The sequence below is a fragment of the Methylorubrum rhodesianum genome (assembly GCF_014199985.1).
GTDB lineage: Bacteria > Pseudomonadota > Alphaproteobacteria > Rhizobiales > Beijerinckiaceae > Methylobacterium > Methylobacterium rhodesianum.
The window spans coordinates 47,780-64,327 of the sequence record NZ_JACHOS010000015.1 but is presented as its reverse complement, the minus strand read 5'-3'; the positions used below and the strand labels follow the sequence as shown (position 1 = coordinate 64,327).

General features: G+C 72.4%; 11 protein-coding genes. 7 read left to right on the top strand and 4 right to left on the bottom strand.

The window, feature by feature from the left end; genetic code table 11:
• Positions 1-115 precede the first annotated feature (115 nt).
• A complete protein-coding gene (locus HNR01_RS20500; RefSeq protein WP_153874784.1) occupies positions 116-1,168 on the bottom strand; it encodes an HD-GYP domain-containing protein in 1,053 nt (350 codons plus the stop codon).
• A 255-nt stretch (positions 1,169-1,423) separates the two neighbouring features.
• Between HNR01_RS20500 and HNR01_RS20495 the strand changes: the two genes are divergently transcribed.
• From HNR01_RS20495 to HNR01_RS20470, 6 genes are all read left to right on the top strand, one after another.
• The gene (locus HNR01_RS20495; protein ID WP_017483684.1) at positions 1,424-1,840 is read left to right on the top strand and encodes an HIT domain-containing protein; all 417 of its coding nucleotides are present in this window, start codon (positions 1,424-1,426) and stop codon (positions 1,838-1,840) included.
• A gap of 10 nt (positions 1,841-1,850) precedes the next feature.
• Positions 1,851-2,810, top strand: a complete 960-nt coding sequence (nudC, locus tag HNR01_RS20490) for an NAD(+) diphosphatase (RefSeq protein ID WP_183669441.1) — start codon at positions 1,851-1,853, stop codon at positions 2,808-2,810.
• A 157-nt stretch (positions 2,811-2,967) separates the two neighbouring features.
• Entirely contained in the window at positions 2,968-3,810 is an 843-nt protein-coding gene (gene trpA, locus HNR01_RS20485; protein ID WP_153874786.1) for a tryptophan synthase subunit alpha, read from the top strand.
• A gap of 136 nt (positions 3,811-3,946) precedes the next feature.
• Positions 3,947-4,870 (top strand): acetyl-CoA carboxylase, carboxyltransferase subunit beta, encoded by a 924-nt coding sequence (gene accD / locus HNR01_RS20480; protein ID WP_183669440.1) that lies wholly within the window; start codon positions 3,947-3,949, stop codon positions 4,868-4,870.
• Positions 4,871-4,902: 32 nt separating this feature from the next.
• Positions 4,903-6,228 (top strand): bifunctional folylpolyglutamate synthase/dihydrofolate synthase, encoded by a 1,326-nt coding sequence (locus HNR01_RS20475; protein ID WP_017483688.1) that lies wholly within the window; start codon positions 4,903-4,905, stop codon positions 6,226-6,228.
• Positions 6,229-6,804: 576 nt separating this feature from the next.
• On the top strand, positions 6,805-7,716 hold the full coding sequence (locus HNR01_RS20470) for an outer membrane protein (protein WP_183669437.1): 912 nt from the start codon (positions 6,805-6,807) through the stop codon (positions 7,714-7,716).
• 174 nt (positions 7,717-7,890) lie between these two features.
• On the opposite strand, the gene trxA is transcribed toward HNR01_RS20470, so the two are convergent.
• The gene (trxA, locus tag HNR01_RS20465; RefSeq protein ID WP_012456650.1) at positions 7,891-8,211 is read right to left on the bottom strand and encodes a thioredoxin; all 321 of its coding nucleotides are present in this window, start codon (positions 8,209-8,211) and stop codon (positions 7,891-7,893) included.
• Between the two features lie 346 nt (positions 8,212-8,557).
• Between trxA and HNR01_RS20460 the strand changes: the two genes are divergently transcribed.
• A complete protein-coding gene (locus HNR01_RS20460) occupies positions 8,558-9,856 on the top strand; it encodes a PQQ-dependent sugar dehydrogenase (RefSeq protein ID WP_183669435.1) in 1,299 nt (432 codons plus the stop codon).
• A gap of 107 nt (positions 9,857-9,963) precedes the next feature.
• On the opposite strand, the gene addA is transcribed toward HNR01_RS20460, so the two are convergent.
• Together addA and addB are read right to left on the bottom strand one after the other, a co-directional pair.
• Complete coding sequence (addA, locus tag HNR01_RS20455; protein WP_183669433.1) at positions 9,964-13,398, bottom strand: double-strand break repair helicase AddA; 3,435 nt, start codon at positions 13,396-13,398, stop codon at positions 9,964-9,966.
• Positions 13,395-16,532 carry a double-strand break repair protein AddB gene (addB, locus tag HNR01_RS20450; RefSeq protein ID WP_183669431.1) on the bottom strand — a complete coding sequence of 1,046 codons (3,138 nt, stop codon included), beginning with the start codon at positions 16,530-16,532 and terminating at the stop codon, positions 13,395-13,397. Before addB ends, addA begins: the two co-directional genes overlap by 4 nt.
• Between the last annotated feature and the right edge of the window lie 16 nt (positions 16,533-16,548).

The window sequence follows — 16,548 nt, the reverse complement described above, 5'->3', positions numbered from 1 at the left end:
GTGGATCGGCCGGATCGGAATCAAGCGCCGCTTCTAGCCTCAAGCGGAGGCCGCGACCACTACCCGCGCCGCGCAGGGGCGTTGCGTGAGGGTTGCACGAGGGAAGGGGCCTTGCCTAAGCCGCCCGTTCCTCCACCAGCGCGACGATGTCCTCCCAGCGCGAGAGGAAGGCGGCGACGCAGGCCGGGTCGAAATGCCGGCCTGCCTCCGCCTCCAGATGGGCGCGCGCCCGCTCCAGGGACCAGGCCGGCTTGTAGCTTCGCGCGGAGATCAGCGCGTCGAACACGTCGGCGACCGCGACGATGCGGCCGGAGCAGGGAATTTCCTCGCCCTTGAGGCCGCGGGGATAGCCGGTGCCGTCCCAGCGCTCGTGGTGGGTCAGCGCGATCTCGGCGGCGATCTGAAGCAGGCGCGAGGAGCTGTCATGCAGCATGTGGTAGCCGCGCAGCGCGTGCCGGCGCATCTCCTCCCACTCGTCGGACGTGAGGGGGCCGGCCTTCATCAGAATGTGGTCGGGAACCCCGATCTTACCGATGTCGTGCATCGTCGAGGCGAGTGCCACGTCGTCGGCCTCCGCGGGCGACAGGCCGAGGCCCTCGGCCACGGCGATGACGCAGCCGGCCACGCGGGTGAGGTGATCGCCGGCCTGATCGTCCCGGAATTCGGCGGCGAGCATCAGGCGGCGGATGATCTCGCGCTCGCGGGCCGTGGCGTCGGCCACCGCCCGCGCGGCGTCGCGCCGCATCGCGTGCGCGCGGTCGTCGTTCTCCCGGCGCGCCAGGGCGAGTTCGATGAGCACGCCGACCCGATCCTGCAGTTCCGCGGCATCGAAGGGCTTCGACAGCACGTCGGTGGCGCCGGCCTCCCGGCCGACCCGGCGCAGGGTCCGCACGTCGCCGCCCGCCACCAGCAGCACGGGCGTGCGCGCCAGCCAGTCCTGCTCGCGCAGGGCGCGGATCAGGGCTGGGGCGTCGAACCGGTCGGGCTCGGCTTCCACCACGATCACGGCGGGCGCCTCGGCGACGAGATCCTCGACGACGCGGCCGGAGACGGCGACGATGCAGGCGCTGCAGGGCAGTCCGCGCAGCGCGAGGACGAGCGGAGCCGGGGTCCTCGCCGCCACCACGGCGACGACCGCGTGCCCGCTTCCTTCCGCGTCGCCCGTCATCGCCTCATCCACGGCGATCCCGGCGCGGCCCCCCGCCCGCCGACTCCCGATCGCTGCCTCATGCGTGCCCGAACATGGTTAACCGAAATTGAACCGATGTGCGAGATCTCCGAGCGGTCGAGGCCGCCCGTGACGGCGGCAGGCCGAACGCCCTGTTTCGGGCCGGTGCCGGTCTTCCGCCCCGCACTGCCGCCCCGTGCCGGTTGATGCGAAAGCCGGCCACCACTTTTCGGGCCGGTGCGCTAGATCCCCGGCATGACCGACGCCTTCGCCCTCGACCCGCGGCTTTCCGCCGACACCCACCCCGTGGGCGATCTCGCCCTCTGCTCCGTCCTCTTGATGGACGATGCCCGCTTCCCGTGGCTGATCCTCGTGCCGCGGCGACCGGACCTGCGCGAGCTCACCGACCTCACGCCGGAGGATGCCAGCCTCGCCTTCGACGAGATCCGCATCGCGGTCGGGGTCGTGCAGGCGCTCGCCCGGCCGGACAAGGTGAACGTGGCCAGTCTCGGCAACGTGGTGTCGCAGCTCCACATCCACGTCGTGGCGCGGTTCCAGTCGGACCCCGCCTGGCCCGGACCGGTCTGGGGCGTCGGCGAGAGGAAGCCCTATCCGCCGCACGCCCGCGCCGCCCTGCTCGAACGGGCCGCCGCCCTGTTCGTGGCCGCGTGAAGGGCCTGCCATGACCGGCTCGCCCGCCATCACCGGCCGGGACGCGCTCGCCTACGCCGCGAGCCGTCTCGTGCGCCACTCCGCCGAGTTCGGCCCGACGCCCTCCCTGGCCGAGGCCGGACCCGACGCCCGCCTCGTGCTGATGGCGGGAGAGACGGTGATCCTGCGCGCCGACCCGGAGGCGGCCGGGACGGCCCTGCTCAGGCCCGAGGAGGCGGCGCGCGCGGGCGAGCGAGCCGTGGAGATCTTCCTCGGCCGGACCGAGGGGCGGCCGGTCTTCGCCGGGTCGGTCGCCGCGGAGGCCGCCCCCCTGTTCCCGACGCCCGGATACCGGGCGCTCGATCTGCGTGCGCTCGCCGCCGAGGGCGCCGTGGCCCGTGAGGAGCAGGGGCTGATCGCCACCGCCAAGTCGCTGCTGACATGGCACGCGCGCCATGGCTTCTGTGCCAATTGCGGCGGCGCGACCGCCATCGCTGCGGGCGGCTTCCGACGGGAATGCGGAGCCTGCGGGCTGCACCACTTCCCCCGCACCGATCCGGTGGCGATCATGCTGGTGCGGCGGGGCGACGCCTGCCTGCTCGGGCGCGGCCCGCACTTCAAGCCGGGGATGTATTCCTGTCTCGCCGGATTCATCGAGCCCGGCGAGACGGTGGAGGATGCGGTGCGCCGCGAGACCCGCGAGGAGACCGGCGTCGCGGTCGGCGCGGTCGCCTATCACGCCTCGCAGCCCTGGCCCTTCCCGGCCTCGCTGATGATCGGCTGCGTGGCGGAGGGGCTCACGGAGGAGGTCCGGACCGATCCGGACGAGCTGGAGGATGCGCGCTGGTTCACGCGCTCCGAGGTGACGCAGATGATCGCGGGCCACCATCCGGAAGGCCTGACCGTGCCGCCGCCGACGGCCATCGCCCACCTGCTGCTGCACGACTGGGTCGAGAACGTCGTCGGGGCTGCGGCGGAGCCGGGGAGGTGAGCCCGGCATCCGCGCTTCACGGACGCGAGCGGATGGTGTAGGCGCCCCCACTTGGCCGGAGATTGGCCGAGGAAGCCGAGCCCTGCACGGCGGCCCGGTTCCGGGGACAGCCTGCCCCGGGCCTCACAGGCCGGACGTGCCGCCGGGAGCGAGAACCATGACCGCCCGCATCGATGCCGCCTTCGCCCGCTGCCGCGCGGAAGGACGGGCCGCCCTCGTCACCTACGTCATGGCGGGCGATCCCGATCCGGAAACCTCGCTCAAGGTGCTCGAAGCCCTGCCGAAGGCCGGAGCCGACATCGTCGAATTCGGTCTGCCCTTCACCGATCCGATGGCCGACGGGCCGGCGATCCAGGCGGCGGGCCTGCGCGCCCTCAAGGCCGGCCAGGACCTGCGCGGCACGCTGGCCCTGGTGCGCCGCTTCCGCGAGGGCGACGACCGGACGCCGGTGGTGCTGATGGGTTACTACAACCCGATCCACACCTACGGCGTGCCGCGCTTCCTGGAGGATGCGGGGGCCGCCGGCATCGACGGCCTGATCGTGGTCGACCTACCGCCGGAGGAGGACGATGAACTCTGCCTGCCGGCCCGGGAGAAGGGCCTCGCCTTCATCCGGCTCGCGACGCCGACCACCGACGACAAGCGCCTGCCGGCCGTCCTCGCGAACACCGCGGGCTTCGTCTACTACGTGTCGATCACCGGCGTGACCGGCTCCGCGACCCCCGATTTCGCCAAGGTCTCGCAGGCCGTCGGCCGGATCTCGGCCCATACCAGCCTGCCGGTCGTCGTCGGCTTCGGCGTGAAGACCGGCGCGCACGCCGCCGAGATCGCCCGCGGCGCCGACGGCGTCGTCGTCGGCTCGGCCCTCGTCGATGCGCTGGCTCGCAGCCTCGAACCCGGCGACCGCGCCGGCAGCGGCACGGTGGAGGCGGTCGCCGCCCTGGTGCGCGAGTTGGCCGAGGGCGTTCGCAGCACCACGAAGGTGCCGGCCGAGGCCTGAGCGTCCGTCAATCCGCCGCCCGCCTCGCGGGACGCCGCACCCGCAGCGTCTCTTCGGCAAGATCCCTTGGCATCGGGGCGGCGGCGATCCGATATCAGCGCGGCAAGAGAACGCGGTCAGACAGGAATCCGACGCCATGGTCGAGCCGATGAACTGGATCTCGGAGGTCGTGCGGCCTCGGATCAAGACGCTGTTCAAGCGCGAGACGCCGGAGAACCTCTGGATCAAGTGCCCCGACACGGGCCAGATGGTCTTCCATAAGGAGGTCGAGCAGAACCACTGGGTCATTCCCGGCTCCGAGCACCATCTCAAGATGAGCGCGACCGCGCGCCTGAAGATGATGTTCGACGAGGGCACGTGGATCGACGTGCCGCTGCCCGAGGTTCCGGCCGACCCGCTCAAGTTCCGCGACGAGAAGCGCTACGCCGACCGCCTCAAGGAGGCGCGGGCCAAGACCGGCATGCCGGACGCCTTCAAGATCGGCTTCGGCCGCGTCGGCGGCCTGCCGATGACGATCGCGGCCCAGGAATTCGGTTTCATGGCCGGCTCGCTCGGCATGGCCGGCGGCGAGGCCTTCGTCCGCGGTGCCGAGACGGCCCTGGAGAAGCGCACCCCCTACGTGCTGTTCGCCGCCTCCGGCGGGGCGCGGATGCAGGAGGGCATCCTCTCGCTGATGCAGATGCCCCGCACGACGGTCGCCGTTCGCCGTCTCAGGGCCGCGCGGCTGCCCTACATCGTGGTGCTGACGAACCCGACCACCGGCGGCGTCACCGCCTCCTACGCCATGCTCGGCGACGTGCATCTGGCCGAACCCGGCGCGCTGATCTGCTTTGCCGGCCCGCGCGTCATCGAGCAGACGATCCGGGAGAAGCTGCCGGACGGCTTCCAGCGGGCCGAATACCTGCGCGAGCACGGCATGGTCGATCAGGTCGTGCACCGGCATCAGCTCAAGGAGACGATCAGCCGGCTCTGCGGCCTGCTGATGGATGTGCGCCGGATGCCTGGTTCCGGTACGCCTCCCGGGCCGGCCGCCCCCGAACCCCTGCCCAACGCGGCCTAAGATCAATCCGCGACAGAAGGTCTTCGCGCGAGATGGACTCCTCCGACGCGCTGATGGCGCGCTTCCTCGCCCTGCATCCGCGCACGATCGACCTGTCGCTCGGGCGCATCGAGCGCCTGCTCGCGGCCCTCAACCATCCCGAGCGGCGCCTGCCGCCGGTGATTCACGTCGCCGGCACCAACGGCAAGGGCTCGACCATCGCCTTCATGCGGGCGATCCTGGAGGCGGGCGGCATGGCCGCCCACGTCTACACCTCGCCCCACCTCGTGCGCTTCCACGAGCGGATCCGTCTCGGCGGCATCGGCGGCGGCCACTACGTCTCCGAGGACCGGCTCGCCGACGCCTTCGCCCGCTGCGAGGCCGCCAACAAGGGCGATCCGATCACCGTGTTCGAGATCACCACGGCGGCGGCCCTGCTCCTGTTCTCGGAGAACCCCGCCGACGTTCTGCTCCTCGAAGTCGGCCTCGGCGGACGGGTCGACGCCACCAACGTGATCGACCGCCCGGCCTGCGCCGTCGTCACCCCGATCGGGCGCGACCATGCCGAGTATCTCGGCGACACCGTCGAGGCGGTGGCGATGGAGAAGGCCGGCATCTTCAAGCGCGGCTGCCCGGCGGTGATCGCCGCCCAGGACTACGCCCAAGCCGATGCGGTGCTCTGCCGCCAGGCCGAGCGGGTCGGCGCGGTGCCGGTGCGCGTCGGCAACCAGGACTTCTCCGTCCACGAGGAGAGCGGGCGGCTCGTCTACCAGGACGAAACCGACCTGTTCGACCTGCCGCGCCCGAAGCTCGCCGGGCGCCACCAGCTCACCAATGCCGGCACCGCCATCGCGGCCCTGCGCGCGGCAGGCTTCGGCGACATCGGCACGGCGGCCCTCGAAGCGGGCCTGCGCAACGTCGATTGGCCGGGCCGGCTCCAGCGCCTCGTGCGCGGCGCGCTGGCCGAGCGGATGCCGCGGGACGCGGAGCTGTGGCTCGACGGCGGCCACAACGCCGATGGCGGGCGCATTCTCGCCGCGGCGATGGCCGATCTCGGCGAGCGCAGCGATGCGCCGCTGGTCCTCGTCGTCGGACTGCTCGGCACCAAGGACGCGGAAGGCTTCCTGAAGAACTTCGTCGGACTGGCCCGCTCGCTCGTTGCCGTCCCGATCACCGGCCAGGTGGCCGCGCGGCCCGCCGAGGAAGTGGCGGGAATCGCCCGGTCCGTCGGCCTCTCGGCCGAGGTCGCCCCGAGCGTCGAGGCGGCGGTGGCGGCCCTGTCGGACACGATCTTCGAGCGCCCGCCGCGCGTCCTGATCTGTGGCTCGCTCTACTTGGCGGGCGCCGTGCTCGAGGCCAACGGCACGATCCCGGTCTGAGCCGAGATCCGCTCGAACAGGGCGATATTGAATCGGCGGGTATGCGCGGCGCTCAAGGGAGCCCATCGGCATGCCGGCGAGGACGTCCGATGGGAGACCCGAGTGGCTGCCGTCGGATCCGATGTGGCAGGCTCTTCGCCTAGGCGGGGCGGCCCCGGCCCTGACCAGAGCTGGACCTGGCGCGGACGAACGCATCCGCCGCGGGCCGAGAACGCAATATCCCCGCTGGACAACCGTCGAGCGGGGCGGCGTGTGTCGGGATCGTCTTGACCGCACCTTGACGACGATGTGCCCTCTTCGCGCCGCCGCCCGGCGGAGGGTCATCCTCGCTTCGAATCATCTGGTCGGAATCCATCGGCCGCTGCCGCTCGGCAAGGTTCTGAAGGCGATCGTCTTGATTCACGGCGCCTCCGACCCGCCCGCCCCGGCGCGAAATCTGGTTTCGGCATCGTCCTGAGCGGGTTGCAACCGCCTACCGGCCGGATTGTCGCGCGGCGGGTGTGTCCTGCTCGCTACATCTCGGGCCAGAGAAATGGTCTAGCTTGCCGGCGATCGGGTTTCTGCTGGGGATCAAAAATGAAAAAGCTTCTGACTTCTCTCGCCGCCTTCACGGCGCTGACCGCCGCGGCCTCCGCCGCCGATCTGCCGCGCCGCGCCGCGCCGCCGCCGGTCTTCACGCCCGTCCCGGTGTTCACCTGGACCGGTTTCTACGCCGGTCTCAACGCCGGTTACGGCTTCGGCGTCGAGGACTCCCTGGCGCCGACGCAGGTCGTCACGATCGATCGTCGCGTCGTCGGCGGCCCGGTCGGCGCGATCGCCGGCTTCGCCTTCGACAACGGCGGCCGCAGCGACGGCTTCGTCGGCGGTGGTCAGATCGGCTACAACTATCAGTTCACCCCGGGCTCGGGTGTCGTGATCGGTATCGAAGCCGACGCTCAGTACGCTGACCTCGGCGGCCGCTTCGGTCGTGCGGGCGTCTGCGGCACGGGCGGCATCGCCTGCGCCGTGACGCCGGGCGGCTTCGTGCAGCCGGGCGTGACCCTGATCAACCCAACCGGTCTCCAGGGCCTCGACTTCTTCGGCACCGTCCGCGGCCGTATCGGGTACGCCTTCGACCGCGTCCTGTTCTACGGCACCGGCGGCTTCGCCTACGGCAGCTTCGGTGGCGGCCGCGCCGTCGACACCGACGACTTCAAGACCGGCTACGCGGCTGGCGGCGGCGTCGAGTACGCGCTCCCGACCGACTCGTTCCTGAACTTCTTCCGCTCCTCGGCGGTGACGCTCAAGGTCGAAGGCCTGTACGTGAACTTCGACGGCAACAACAGCCGCTACGGCTTCGCCAACGCCAACGGCGTGATCGTGACCGCGACCCCGCTGACCGCGGCCGGCCCGATCTCGCCCTCGACCATCCTCAACAACACCGCGCGCCGCGACGTCGACTTCGCCGTCATCCGCGCCGGCCTGAACTACAAGTTCGGCAGCTACTAAGCCGAACCTCCGATAAAGGGTCTCGAAACCAGGAAGCCCGGCCGCAAGGCCGGGCTTCTTGCGTTTCAGGATCCGCGGCATCGCACTCAGGGATGGCGCCGCCCGCGCGCATGAAAAAGCCCGGCCTCGCGGCCGGGCTGTCTCGGTTCGGCTCGGCCGGAAGGCGGCGTCGCGTCAGGCGCTGGCCTGGATCCAGCGGGAGAGGTCGCCCTTGGGAGCGGCGCCGACCTTCTGGCTGGCGAGCTTGCCGTCCTTGAAGATCATCAGGGTCGGGATCGAGCGGATACCGTAGGTCGAGGCGATGCCGGGGTTCTCATCGACGTTGACCTTGGCGATCTTCACCTTGCCCTGAAGATCGACGGAGATCTCCTCCAGCGCCGGGCCGATCTGCCGACAGGGGCCGCACCACTCCGCCCAGAAATCCACTACGACGGGCTCGGCGGACTGCAGAACGTCCTGCTCGAAGCTCGCATCGGTCACTTTCACGGTCGCCATCTTACGTCCTTTCGACACGCGGTCCCATACGGGCCCATGGGAGGCCTCGGCATGGACGGCACCGGGGAGTGGGTTCGGCGCCTCACGGTGGCTGAGAATTGGCGACGCCCCCCCGTCCGGTCAAGGCGTCGCGCCCCGGCAGCGGGTCTGGCGCGCCGGACCCACATGGGTCGGGCCTCGCTCGTCCCCGCAATCCCCGCGCCGATCTTCCCCCGCGCCGATCTTCGCGCCGATGCTCGCGCAAAGCCGCCGCCTTCGGGCGCCTGCGGCGCCGCAGCCCTCGCCGCGGGCCGCCCGCGCCCCATTTGGCGGGCAGGATCGGCGACCCGTACAAGGATCAATCGACGTGACGCGCACCCTTTCCCTTCTGCTCGCCACCGTCGCGGCCCTCGGCCTCGATGCCTCCGCCTTCGCGCAAGCCCCCTCCGGACAGACCGGCGGCGAGGATACCCGCGCGCCGCGCATCCAGGGCGAATCGTTCCAGGCGCCGGCCGCGCCGAGCGCCGGCTCCACCGTTGCGGAGAAGGATCCGCCGAACACCGAGTACAAGCCGCTCCTGCCCAACCAGACCCGCGCGCCGGAGCCGGCGCAGAAGACCGAGATCGAGACCGCGGTGGTGGCGAAGGGCCTGGAGAGCCCCTGGGCCATGGAGTTCCTGCCCGACGGGCGGATGATCGTGACCGAGAAGGCCGGCAAGATCCGCCTCGTGGCCAAGGACGGCAGCGTGGGGCAGCCGGTGGCGGGCGTGCCGAAGGTCGATTCCAGGGGGCAGGGCGGCCTGCTCGACGTGGCGCTGAGCCCGAGCTTCTCAGCCGACCGCACGATCTACTTCAGCTACAGCGAGCCGCGGGACAAGGGCAACGGCACGACCGTGGCGAAGGCCAAGCTGGTCGAGAGCGACGGCAAGGCGCGGCTCGACGACGTCAAGGTCATCTTCCGCCAGATGCCGACCTATGACGGCGACAAGCATTTCGGCTCGCGCCTCGTCTTCGCGCCGGACGGCAAGCTGTTCGTCACGGTGGGCGAGCGCTCCGACAAGCAGACCCGCGGGCAGGCGCAGGACCTGACCAGCGGGCTGGGCAAGGTCTTCCGCATCGACACCGACGGCAACGCGCCCAAGGACAACCCCTTCACCGGCGGCGAGAAGGCCAAGCCCGAGATCTGGTCCTACGGCCACCGCAACGTCCAGGCCGCCGCCCTGGACAATCAGGGCCGGCTCTGGACCGTGGAGCACGGTCCGCGCGGCGGCGACGAGCTGAATCGTCCCCGCCCCGGACTCAACTACGGCTGGCCCGTGGTCACCTACGGCATCGAGTATTCCGGCGAGAAGATCGGCGACGGCCAGACCCAGGCCGGCGGCACGGTGCAGCCGGTCTATTACTGGGACCCGGTGATCGGCCCGTCGGGCATGGCGCTCTACGACAAGGACCTGTTTCCGGCCTGGAAGAACCAGTTCCTCATCGGCGGCCTCGTCAGCACCGGTCTCGTCGTGCTGAAGCTCGATGGCGACAAGGTCGTCACCGAGGAGCGCATTCCCCTGGAGCACCGCGTCCGCGACGTGCGGGTCGGCCCCGACGGCGCCGTCTACGCCGTGACCGAGGATGACGGGCAGATCGTCAAGCTGACGCCGAAGAAGAGCAGCTGAGGCTGCAGAGGCGTCGTTGCGAGGTGAAGCTGAGATGATGCAGCGGCGCGGTCCCTTGCGAAAGGGCCGCCCCGCTACATCGCTGACGCTCGCGAGGACGGGGAGCGTCAGACAGCCCCATCAACCCGGCGCACCACCGGACCCGAGGTCCACACCAGCAAGGCGGTGATCGCGTGGTCCGGCCAGATCGCGGCGGCGAGCCGCGCGTAGAGCGCGACCTGCGCCGCCTCGCGCTCGGGCAGCGGCGCATCGTCGGCGGGTGGGCGGCCGGTCTTGAAGTCGCACAGGATCACCCGGCCGGCCTCGACGAAGAGGCGGTCGATCCGGCCGGTGACGTCCCGCTCCGCGCCGTCCACCACGATACGGCCTGACAACGCGACCTCGGCCCGCGCCTGTGCCGAGAACAGCGGCGCGAGATCCGGCGCCTCGATCAGCCGCAGCACGGAGCGCACGAGGTCCCTGCGCTTGCCCTCCTCCAGGGCCGGTGCGCGGGCGCGGGTGAAGCGGTCGGCCGCTTCCGCCCGGCGGGCCGGCTCGATCCGGGGCAGGTGTTCGAGGAGCGCGTGGACCAGGGCGCCGCGGCGGCGGGCCTCGGCGTCGCCGAGGCGGCGCTGGGGCTGGCGCTGGCCGTCCGCAGCTCCGAGTGCACCCGAGGGACTCAGCGGCGGCGCGGCCTCCGCCTCCGGCGCAGCCTTCGCGAACAGCCAGTCCGGCACCGCCTCGGGCTCCGGCACGGTCGTGTCGTTCGCCGCGGCGGCGAGCGCGGCGGTCGAGCCGTCGCGCCAGATCGTGATCGGCCCGTGCTCGGTCTCGATCGCCTCGCCGGGGCCCAGCCCCCGCTCCAGGCCGATGCGGACCATCTCGCACCATGAGGCCGGCGTCTCCCGCGTCGCCCCGCGATAGGGGGCGATGACGAGATGGTCGGCGGCCCGGGTCATGGCGACGTAGAGCAGGCGATTGTGCTCCTCCCGCGCCCGAACCTGAAGTGCCGAGCGGGCCTTGAGCGTGGCGGCGCAATCCTGCGTCCGCCCGCCGGTCCAGACCGGCGGCAGCGGGCCGTCGGCGGAAGGGTCGAGGCCGAGCAGCGGCGGGTCGTTGCGCCCGAGCGGCTCGCAGCCGTCGATGACGACGACGACGGGGGCCTCGAGGCCCTTGGCGCCGTGCACCGTCATCACCCGCACCTCGTCGCGGCCGGCCTCCAGGTCGCGCTTGACCGAGAGGCCTGACTTGCCGCGGCCGGGCCGCACCACGTAATCGGCCAGGAACGCGTCGAGGCAGGGGGCGTCGCCCCCGGTCTCGGCCTCCGCGGCCTGGGCGAGGAACACGTCGATGGCGTCGCCCGCCTCGCCGCCGAGCCGCGCCACCAGCCGGCTGCGACCGCCATGGGGGCCAAGCAGGGCGGCGTAGAAGCCGAACGGGCCGTGCTCCGCCGCGAGCCGGATCCAGAGCTGCAGCGCTGTGAGGCCGCGGATCGCGGCCGCATCACCCGCTTCCGCGTGGCGGGCGAGCGCGTCCTCCAGCGTCTCCGAGAACGGGCGCCGGGCGCAGATGCGGGTGAGGTCGTCGTCGGTGAGCCCGACGAGCGGTGTCTTGAGGGCGGTGGCCAGCGTCAGGTCGTCGGCGGGGAGCAGCCCGGCGCGGCCGACCGCGACGAGGTCGAGCACGGCGATGTGGCCTGCGACCTCCAACCGGTCCTGGCCCGCCACCGGCACGCCGAGGCCTTTGAGGGCCCGGATCACCTCCTCGAATGCCGCCGAGCGCTTGCGCACGAGGATCAGCACGTCGCCGGGCCGCCAGACCCGGCCGCAGGCATCGCCCTTGGTCGTCCAGGCCTTGACCGCGCGGGCGATGCGGCGGGCGGTGACGATAGCCGGCGCGTTGGGCTCCGGAGCATCGACGGGCGCCGCCCAGGCGTCGGGCTCCTCGGCCTCCGCCGGCTCCTCGATGCCCCACAGTTCGACCGCGCCGGGCACCCCGGCGCGGGCGGAGGCGTGAACGGTGCCCGGCGCGCCCGCCTCGAAGGACAGGCCGGCGAAGTGCTCCGGAACGCCGAACACCGCATCGACCGCCGCGAGGACGTGGCTCGCGGTGCGGAAGGACAGCCGCAGGCTGACATCGGCGAAGTCGTGCCCGGCCCCCTCCGCCGCCCGGCCCCAGGCGCGGCGGGTCAGCTCGAATTCCCGCGGGTCGGCGCCCTGGAAGCTGTAGATCGACTGCTTGGGATCCCCCACGGCGAAGCGGGTGCGGGTGAGCCCGCGCGCGCCTTCGCCCGCCGCGAACTCGGCGGTGAGCGTGCGCAGGATCTCCCATTGCTGCGGGTTGGTGTCCTGTGCCTCGTCGACGAGGACGTGGTCGACGCCGCGGTCGAGCTTGTACAGGACCCAGGAGGCGCCGACCCGCGAGAGCAGGTCGAGGGTCTTGTGGATCAGGTCGTCGAAATCGAGGGCGCCGAGCCGGGTCTTCTGCGCCTCGACCCGGCGGTGGATCTCGGCGGCCAGCCGAAACAGCCCCTGTGTCCGGGCTAGGGCGCGGGCGGCGCGAAGATCGTCGAAGAGCGGGATGAGGCGCGCCTGCTCGTCGAGCAGCGCCTGCTTGACGTCCTCCGGCACCGCCTTGGTGCCGAAGGATTTCGCCGCGCGCGGCTCGTCCTTGTCGGTGAAGAAGACCGCGCGGTAGGGCGCCAGCGCCTTGCCCGCGTCCAGGGCGAACTGCGCCTCCACGAGGCCGTCGGCCAGCCGCTCGTCGGTGCTCTTGCCGGTCCGCAGCCGGCCCGCGACCTCGCGCCAATCGCCGAGCGTGCTCCCGCGCAAGATCTCCGCCTCGATGGTCTCGACGCGGGCGCCGTCCCGCAGCGCCAGGGCGCGAGGCAGGCGGGCGAGCGCCGGTTCCAGGGCGCGGTGGTCGGCGAACAGGGCACGGGCCCGCATCGCGGCGCGGATCGCCTCGCGGAGCGTATCGCCGGAGGCTTCCGCGCCGACCACCGCCAGCGCATCGGAGAGTTCCTGGTTGCCGCCGAGGATCGCGTCGGCGAGGACGTTGTCGGTCTCGATCTCGAACGCCTCGCGCGACTGGTTGTCGTCGAGCACGACGAAGCGGGCCGGCACGTTGGCCTCGAACGGGAACATGTGCAGCAGCCGCTCGCAGAGCGCGTGCAGCGTCTCGATCTTGAGGCCGCCCGGCGTCTCGACGGCGCGGGCGAACAGGCGCCGGGCGAGCCGCAGGGTGTCGCGGGCGGGCCGCTCGCCGGTGAGTTCGGTGAGCTCCGCGGTCAGCGCCGCGTCGTCCAGCGTCACCCAGCGGCCGAGACGCTGGAACACCCGGATCGACATGTTGGCCGCCGCCGCCTTGGTGAAGGTGAGGCAGAGGATCCGGCCGGGCGGCGCGCCGTCGAGGAGCAGGCGCAGCACCCGGTCGGTGAGCACCTTGGTCTTGCCCGCCCCCGCATTGGCCGAGACCCAGGCCGAGAGGCGCGGGTCGGCCGCCCGGCGCTGGGCCGCCTTGGTCAGGTCGTCGACGGTGAAGCCGGTCAGCGGGGCGTTCACGCGGCCTCTCCTTCGCCCGCCAGAGACCATTCGAGCACGCGGGCGAGGTGATCGTACTCGTTGTAGGCGCGCACATATTGCGGGTAGGGGCGCGACAGGAAGGCGGCCTCACCGGTCATGTAGCGGGCGATCAGGCCGCGCAGGCGCTCCAGATGCTCCTCGACGATGGCCGCCACCGCCCGCGCATCGCCCGGCGGCGCCTTCACGGGAATCGGCCGGAACGGCTCGCGCCCGCCCGAGGCGTGGACGTAGAGGAGATCCGGAACCGACGCCGCCTTCAGGCCCTCGAAGGCGCCGTGCATCAGCATCGCCGCCTCCAGGGTGAGCTGCGGCGAGAAGCCGGCGAAGACCGTGCGGTTGCTCGGCGGGGTGCCGGTCTTGAAATCAACGATGCAGTAGCCGCCGTCGGCGCGCGCCTCGATCCGGTCGGCACGGGCCGAGAGGGTGAAGGTCTTTTCCCCCAGCGGGATCGTGAGCTTGCCGGACCGCTCGGCGTGGATCGCGCGCAGGCCCTGGCGCTGGCCCGCCTCCCATTCGAGGAAGGCCACCGCCATCCGCTCGTAGCGGGGAAACCACTCGGCGTAGAGTTCGGGGTACTGGTCCTGGAGTGGGCCGAAGGCCTCGAAGGCGATGGTGTAGAGCAGCGTCTCCGCGTCGGCCGGCAGCGGGCCGGGATGGGCCGCGGAGAAATCGCCGAGGATCTTGTGGATCAGGCTGCCGCGCTCGGCCGCGCCGGGGACCACAGCCATCGGCTCCAGCGCCTCCAGCCCCAGGATGTGCCGGGCGAAGATCGAGTACGGGTCGCGCACCAGCGTCTCGACCTCGGTGACGCTGAGGCGCGACGGGAACAGGTCGGGATCGGGTCGCGGCGCGGGTCGGGTCAGGCGCAGCGGCGGCGCCTCCTGGCCGCGGTCGAGGATCGCGGCGAGCCCGCGCAGACGCTGGCCGCGGGCGGTGGCGCCGGCCCAGACCGCGTCGCCGCCGAAGGCGCGCAGGCGCTGGAGGAAGCGCGAGGGCACCGTCGGCGAGCCCTCGCGCTTGGCCGCGCGGGTCACCACGGCGTCGTGGGTGCCGAGGGCCTGGACGAAGTCGTGGGCGGCCTGACCGATCCGGCGCTCCGGTGGGCTCAGGCCGACCTGTCCGCGCATCGGCCGGTTGAGGAAGGCGTCCGTCGTCTGACGCACCGGCCAGACCGTCTCGTCGAGCCCGCCGAGCACGATCCGGTCGACGGAGAGCAGACGGGCTTCGAGCGGGCCGAGGATGCGCAGGCGGGGATGCGCGCTCCGCTGCGCGCAGGCCACCGTCCGGTCGCGGGCGAGCGCGGTGAAGAAGGCGGCGTAGTCGGAGAAGCGGCCCGGCAGATCCTCCTGCTCGGCCGATTCGAGGTCGTCGAACAGGCCGTCGAGGGTATCGAGGGAGGGATCGTCGATGGGCTCATCCTCATCCGTCCCACCCATCATCCGCTCGCAGGCCTCGCGGTGGAGGGCGGCCAGCGCCACGAGGTTGCCGATGGCGGGGTGGAGGTCGGTGCGGAAGGCGTCGAGGGCGATCTCCAGGCGGTCGAGGATGTTCTCGGCCAGATCCCAGTCGATCGGCTTCAGGCGCCGCTTCGCCCGCGGCACCCGCTCGGTGGCGTTGCGTTGGAGCGCCACCGCGGCGCGCATGCCGTCGAAACTGTTCTTCGGGATCGGGGCCGGGCCGCGCAGGCCGCCGATCTCCAGGGCGGCGGCGGCGCGCACAACCTCGCTGCGGGTCAGTCCCAGCCGGACGAAGGGATGGGCCAGCAGCGCGATGACGCGGGCCGGCGCCACCTCGGCGGCCAGTTCGGCCACGAGCCGGGCGAAGCGTCCGGCCTGCGAGCGGGCGAGGCTCAGCCCCGCCGAGTCCTCCGCCGCGATGCCCCAGCGGGCGAGTTCGGCCGAGACCCGCAGCGCCAGCCCGCGGTCGGGCGTGACGAGGGCGGCGGTGGCGCCGGGCGTCTCCAGCGTCTCGCGGAGCGCCAGCGCGGCGACCAGCGCCTCCTCGCGCTCGTCCGCCGCCTCGACCACGGCGAGGCCGGCCATGCCCTCCCGCGCCAGGGTCAGCCGCTCGGTCGGGTCGAGCCGGGCCCAGGCATCGGTGGTCTCGGCCGGGCGCAGGGCCTGCGACAGCAGCCGCTCCCGCGCCAGGGCCTCGGGCGAGGGATCGCCGAGGGTCTCGACCTCCGCCCGGCCGGCGGCGAGGCCCCTCGGCCCGGTCAGCGCCCGCAGGATCGCCTGCGGATGGCCGTGGGCGATCTCCTCGCGCGTGCCGCCGGCGCCGTCGATCGCCTCCCAGCCCTCGTCGTCGAGATGCAGGTCGAGCCCCGGCAGCACCACGGCGCCGCGGGGGAGGCGGGCCACCGCCGCGATCAGCCGGGCGGTGGCGGGCACCGATCCGGTCGAGCCCGCGACGATCACCGGATCGTCCGGCCGGTCGCGTTCGAGCCGGGCGGCCTCGGCGAGCACGAGGCGGCGGGCGCGGGCGGCGGGGTCGGCCAGCGAGCGGGCGGCGAGGATGTCGGGCCAGTGCTCGGCGGCGATCCTCAGGAAGTCGAGGGTGAGGCGGAAGTAGCGGGAATGCTCGGCCTCCACTGCGGCGGCGATCTCGCTCCAGGGCAGCCCCTCGACGGTGAGGGCGTCCATCAACCCTTCGAGGTCGGCGGCGAGCGCCACCGCGTCGGCGGGGGAGGAGGGCACGAGGAAGGGCACCTCGTCGTCGATGGGCAGGAGCTCGCGGTCCACCGTCTCCGCCCATTTCTGGACGAGGCGCGCCAGGATCAGGCGGCGCTCCAGCGCGGGGATCGAGGGATAGAGCAGATCGTCCGGCGTCTCGAGAAGCGTGTTGGAGGAGAGGTCGAGCTCCGCCTCGTCGGCTTCACCCAGCGGGATCATCCGCGGCAGCAGGGCCGCCCCGCCGAGCCGCTGGGCGAGAACGGTCGAGAGCGCCCGCACCGCGCGCTGCGTCGGCAGGTAGAGCGTGACGGAGGCCAGCGCGAACGGATCGCGGCCGACCTCGCCGACGAGGCGGCCCGACACGAGGGCGTCCGCCAGCGTCGGCAGGAACGGGGTGCCGGGGGGAATCGTGAAGACGCGGGGAGCGGCGCTCGCGGACATGCTCGACGGTGTGAGA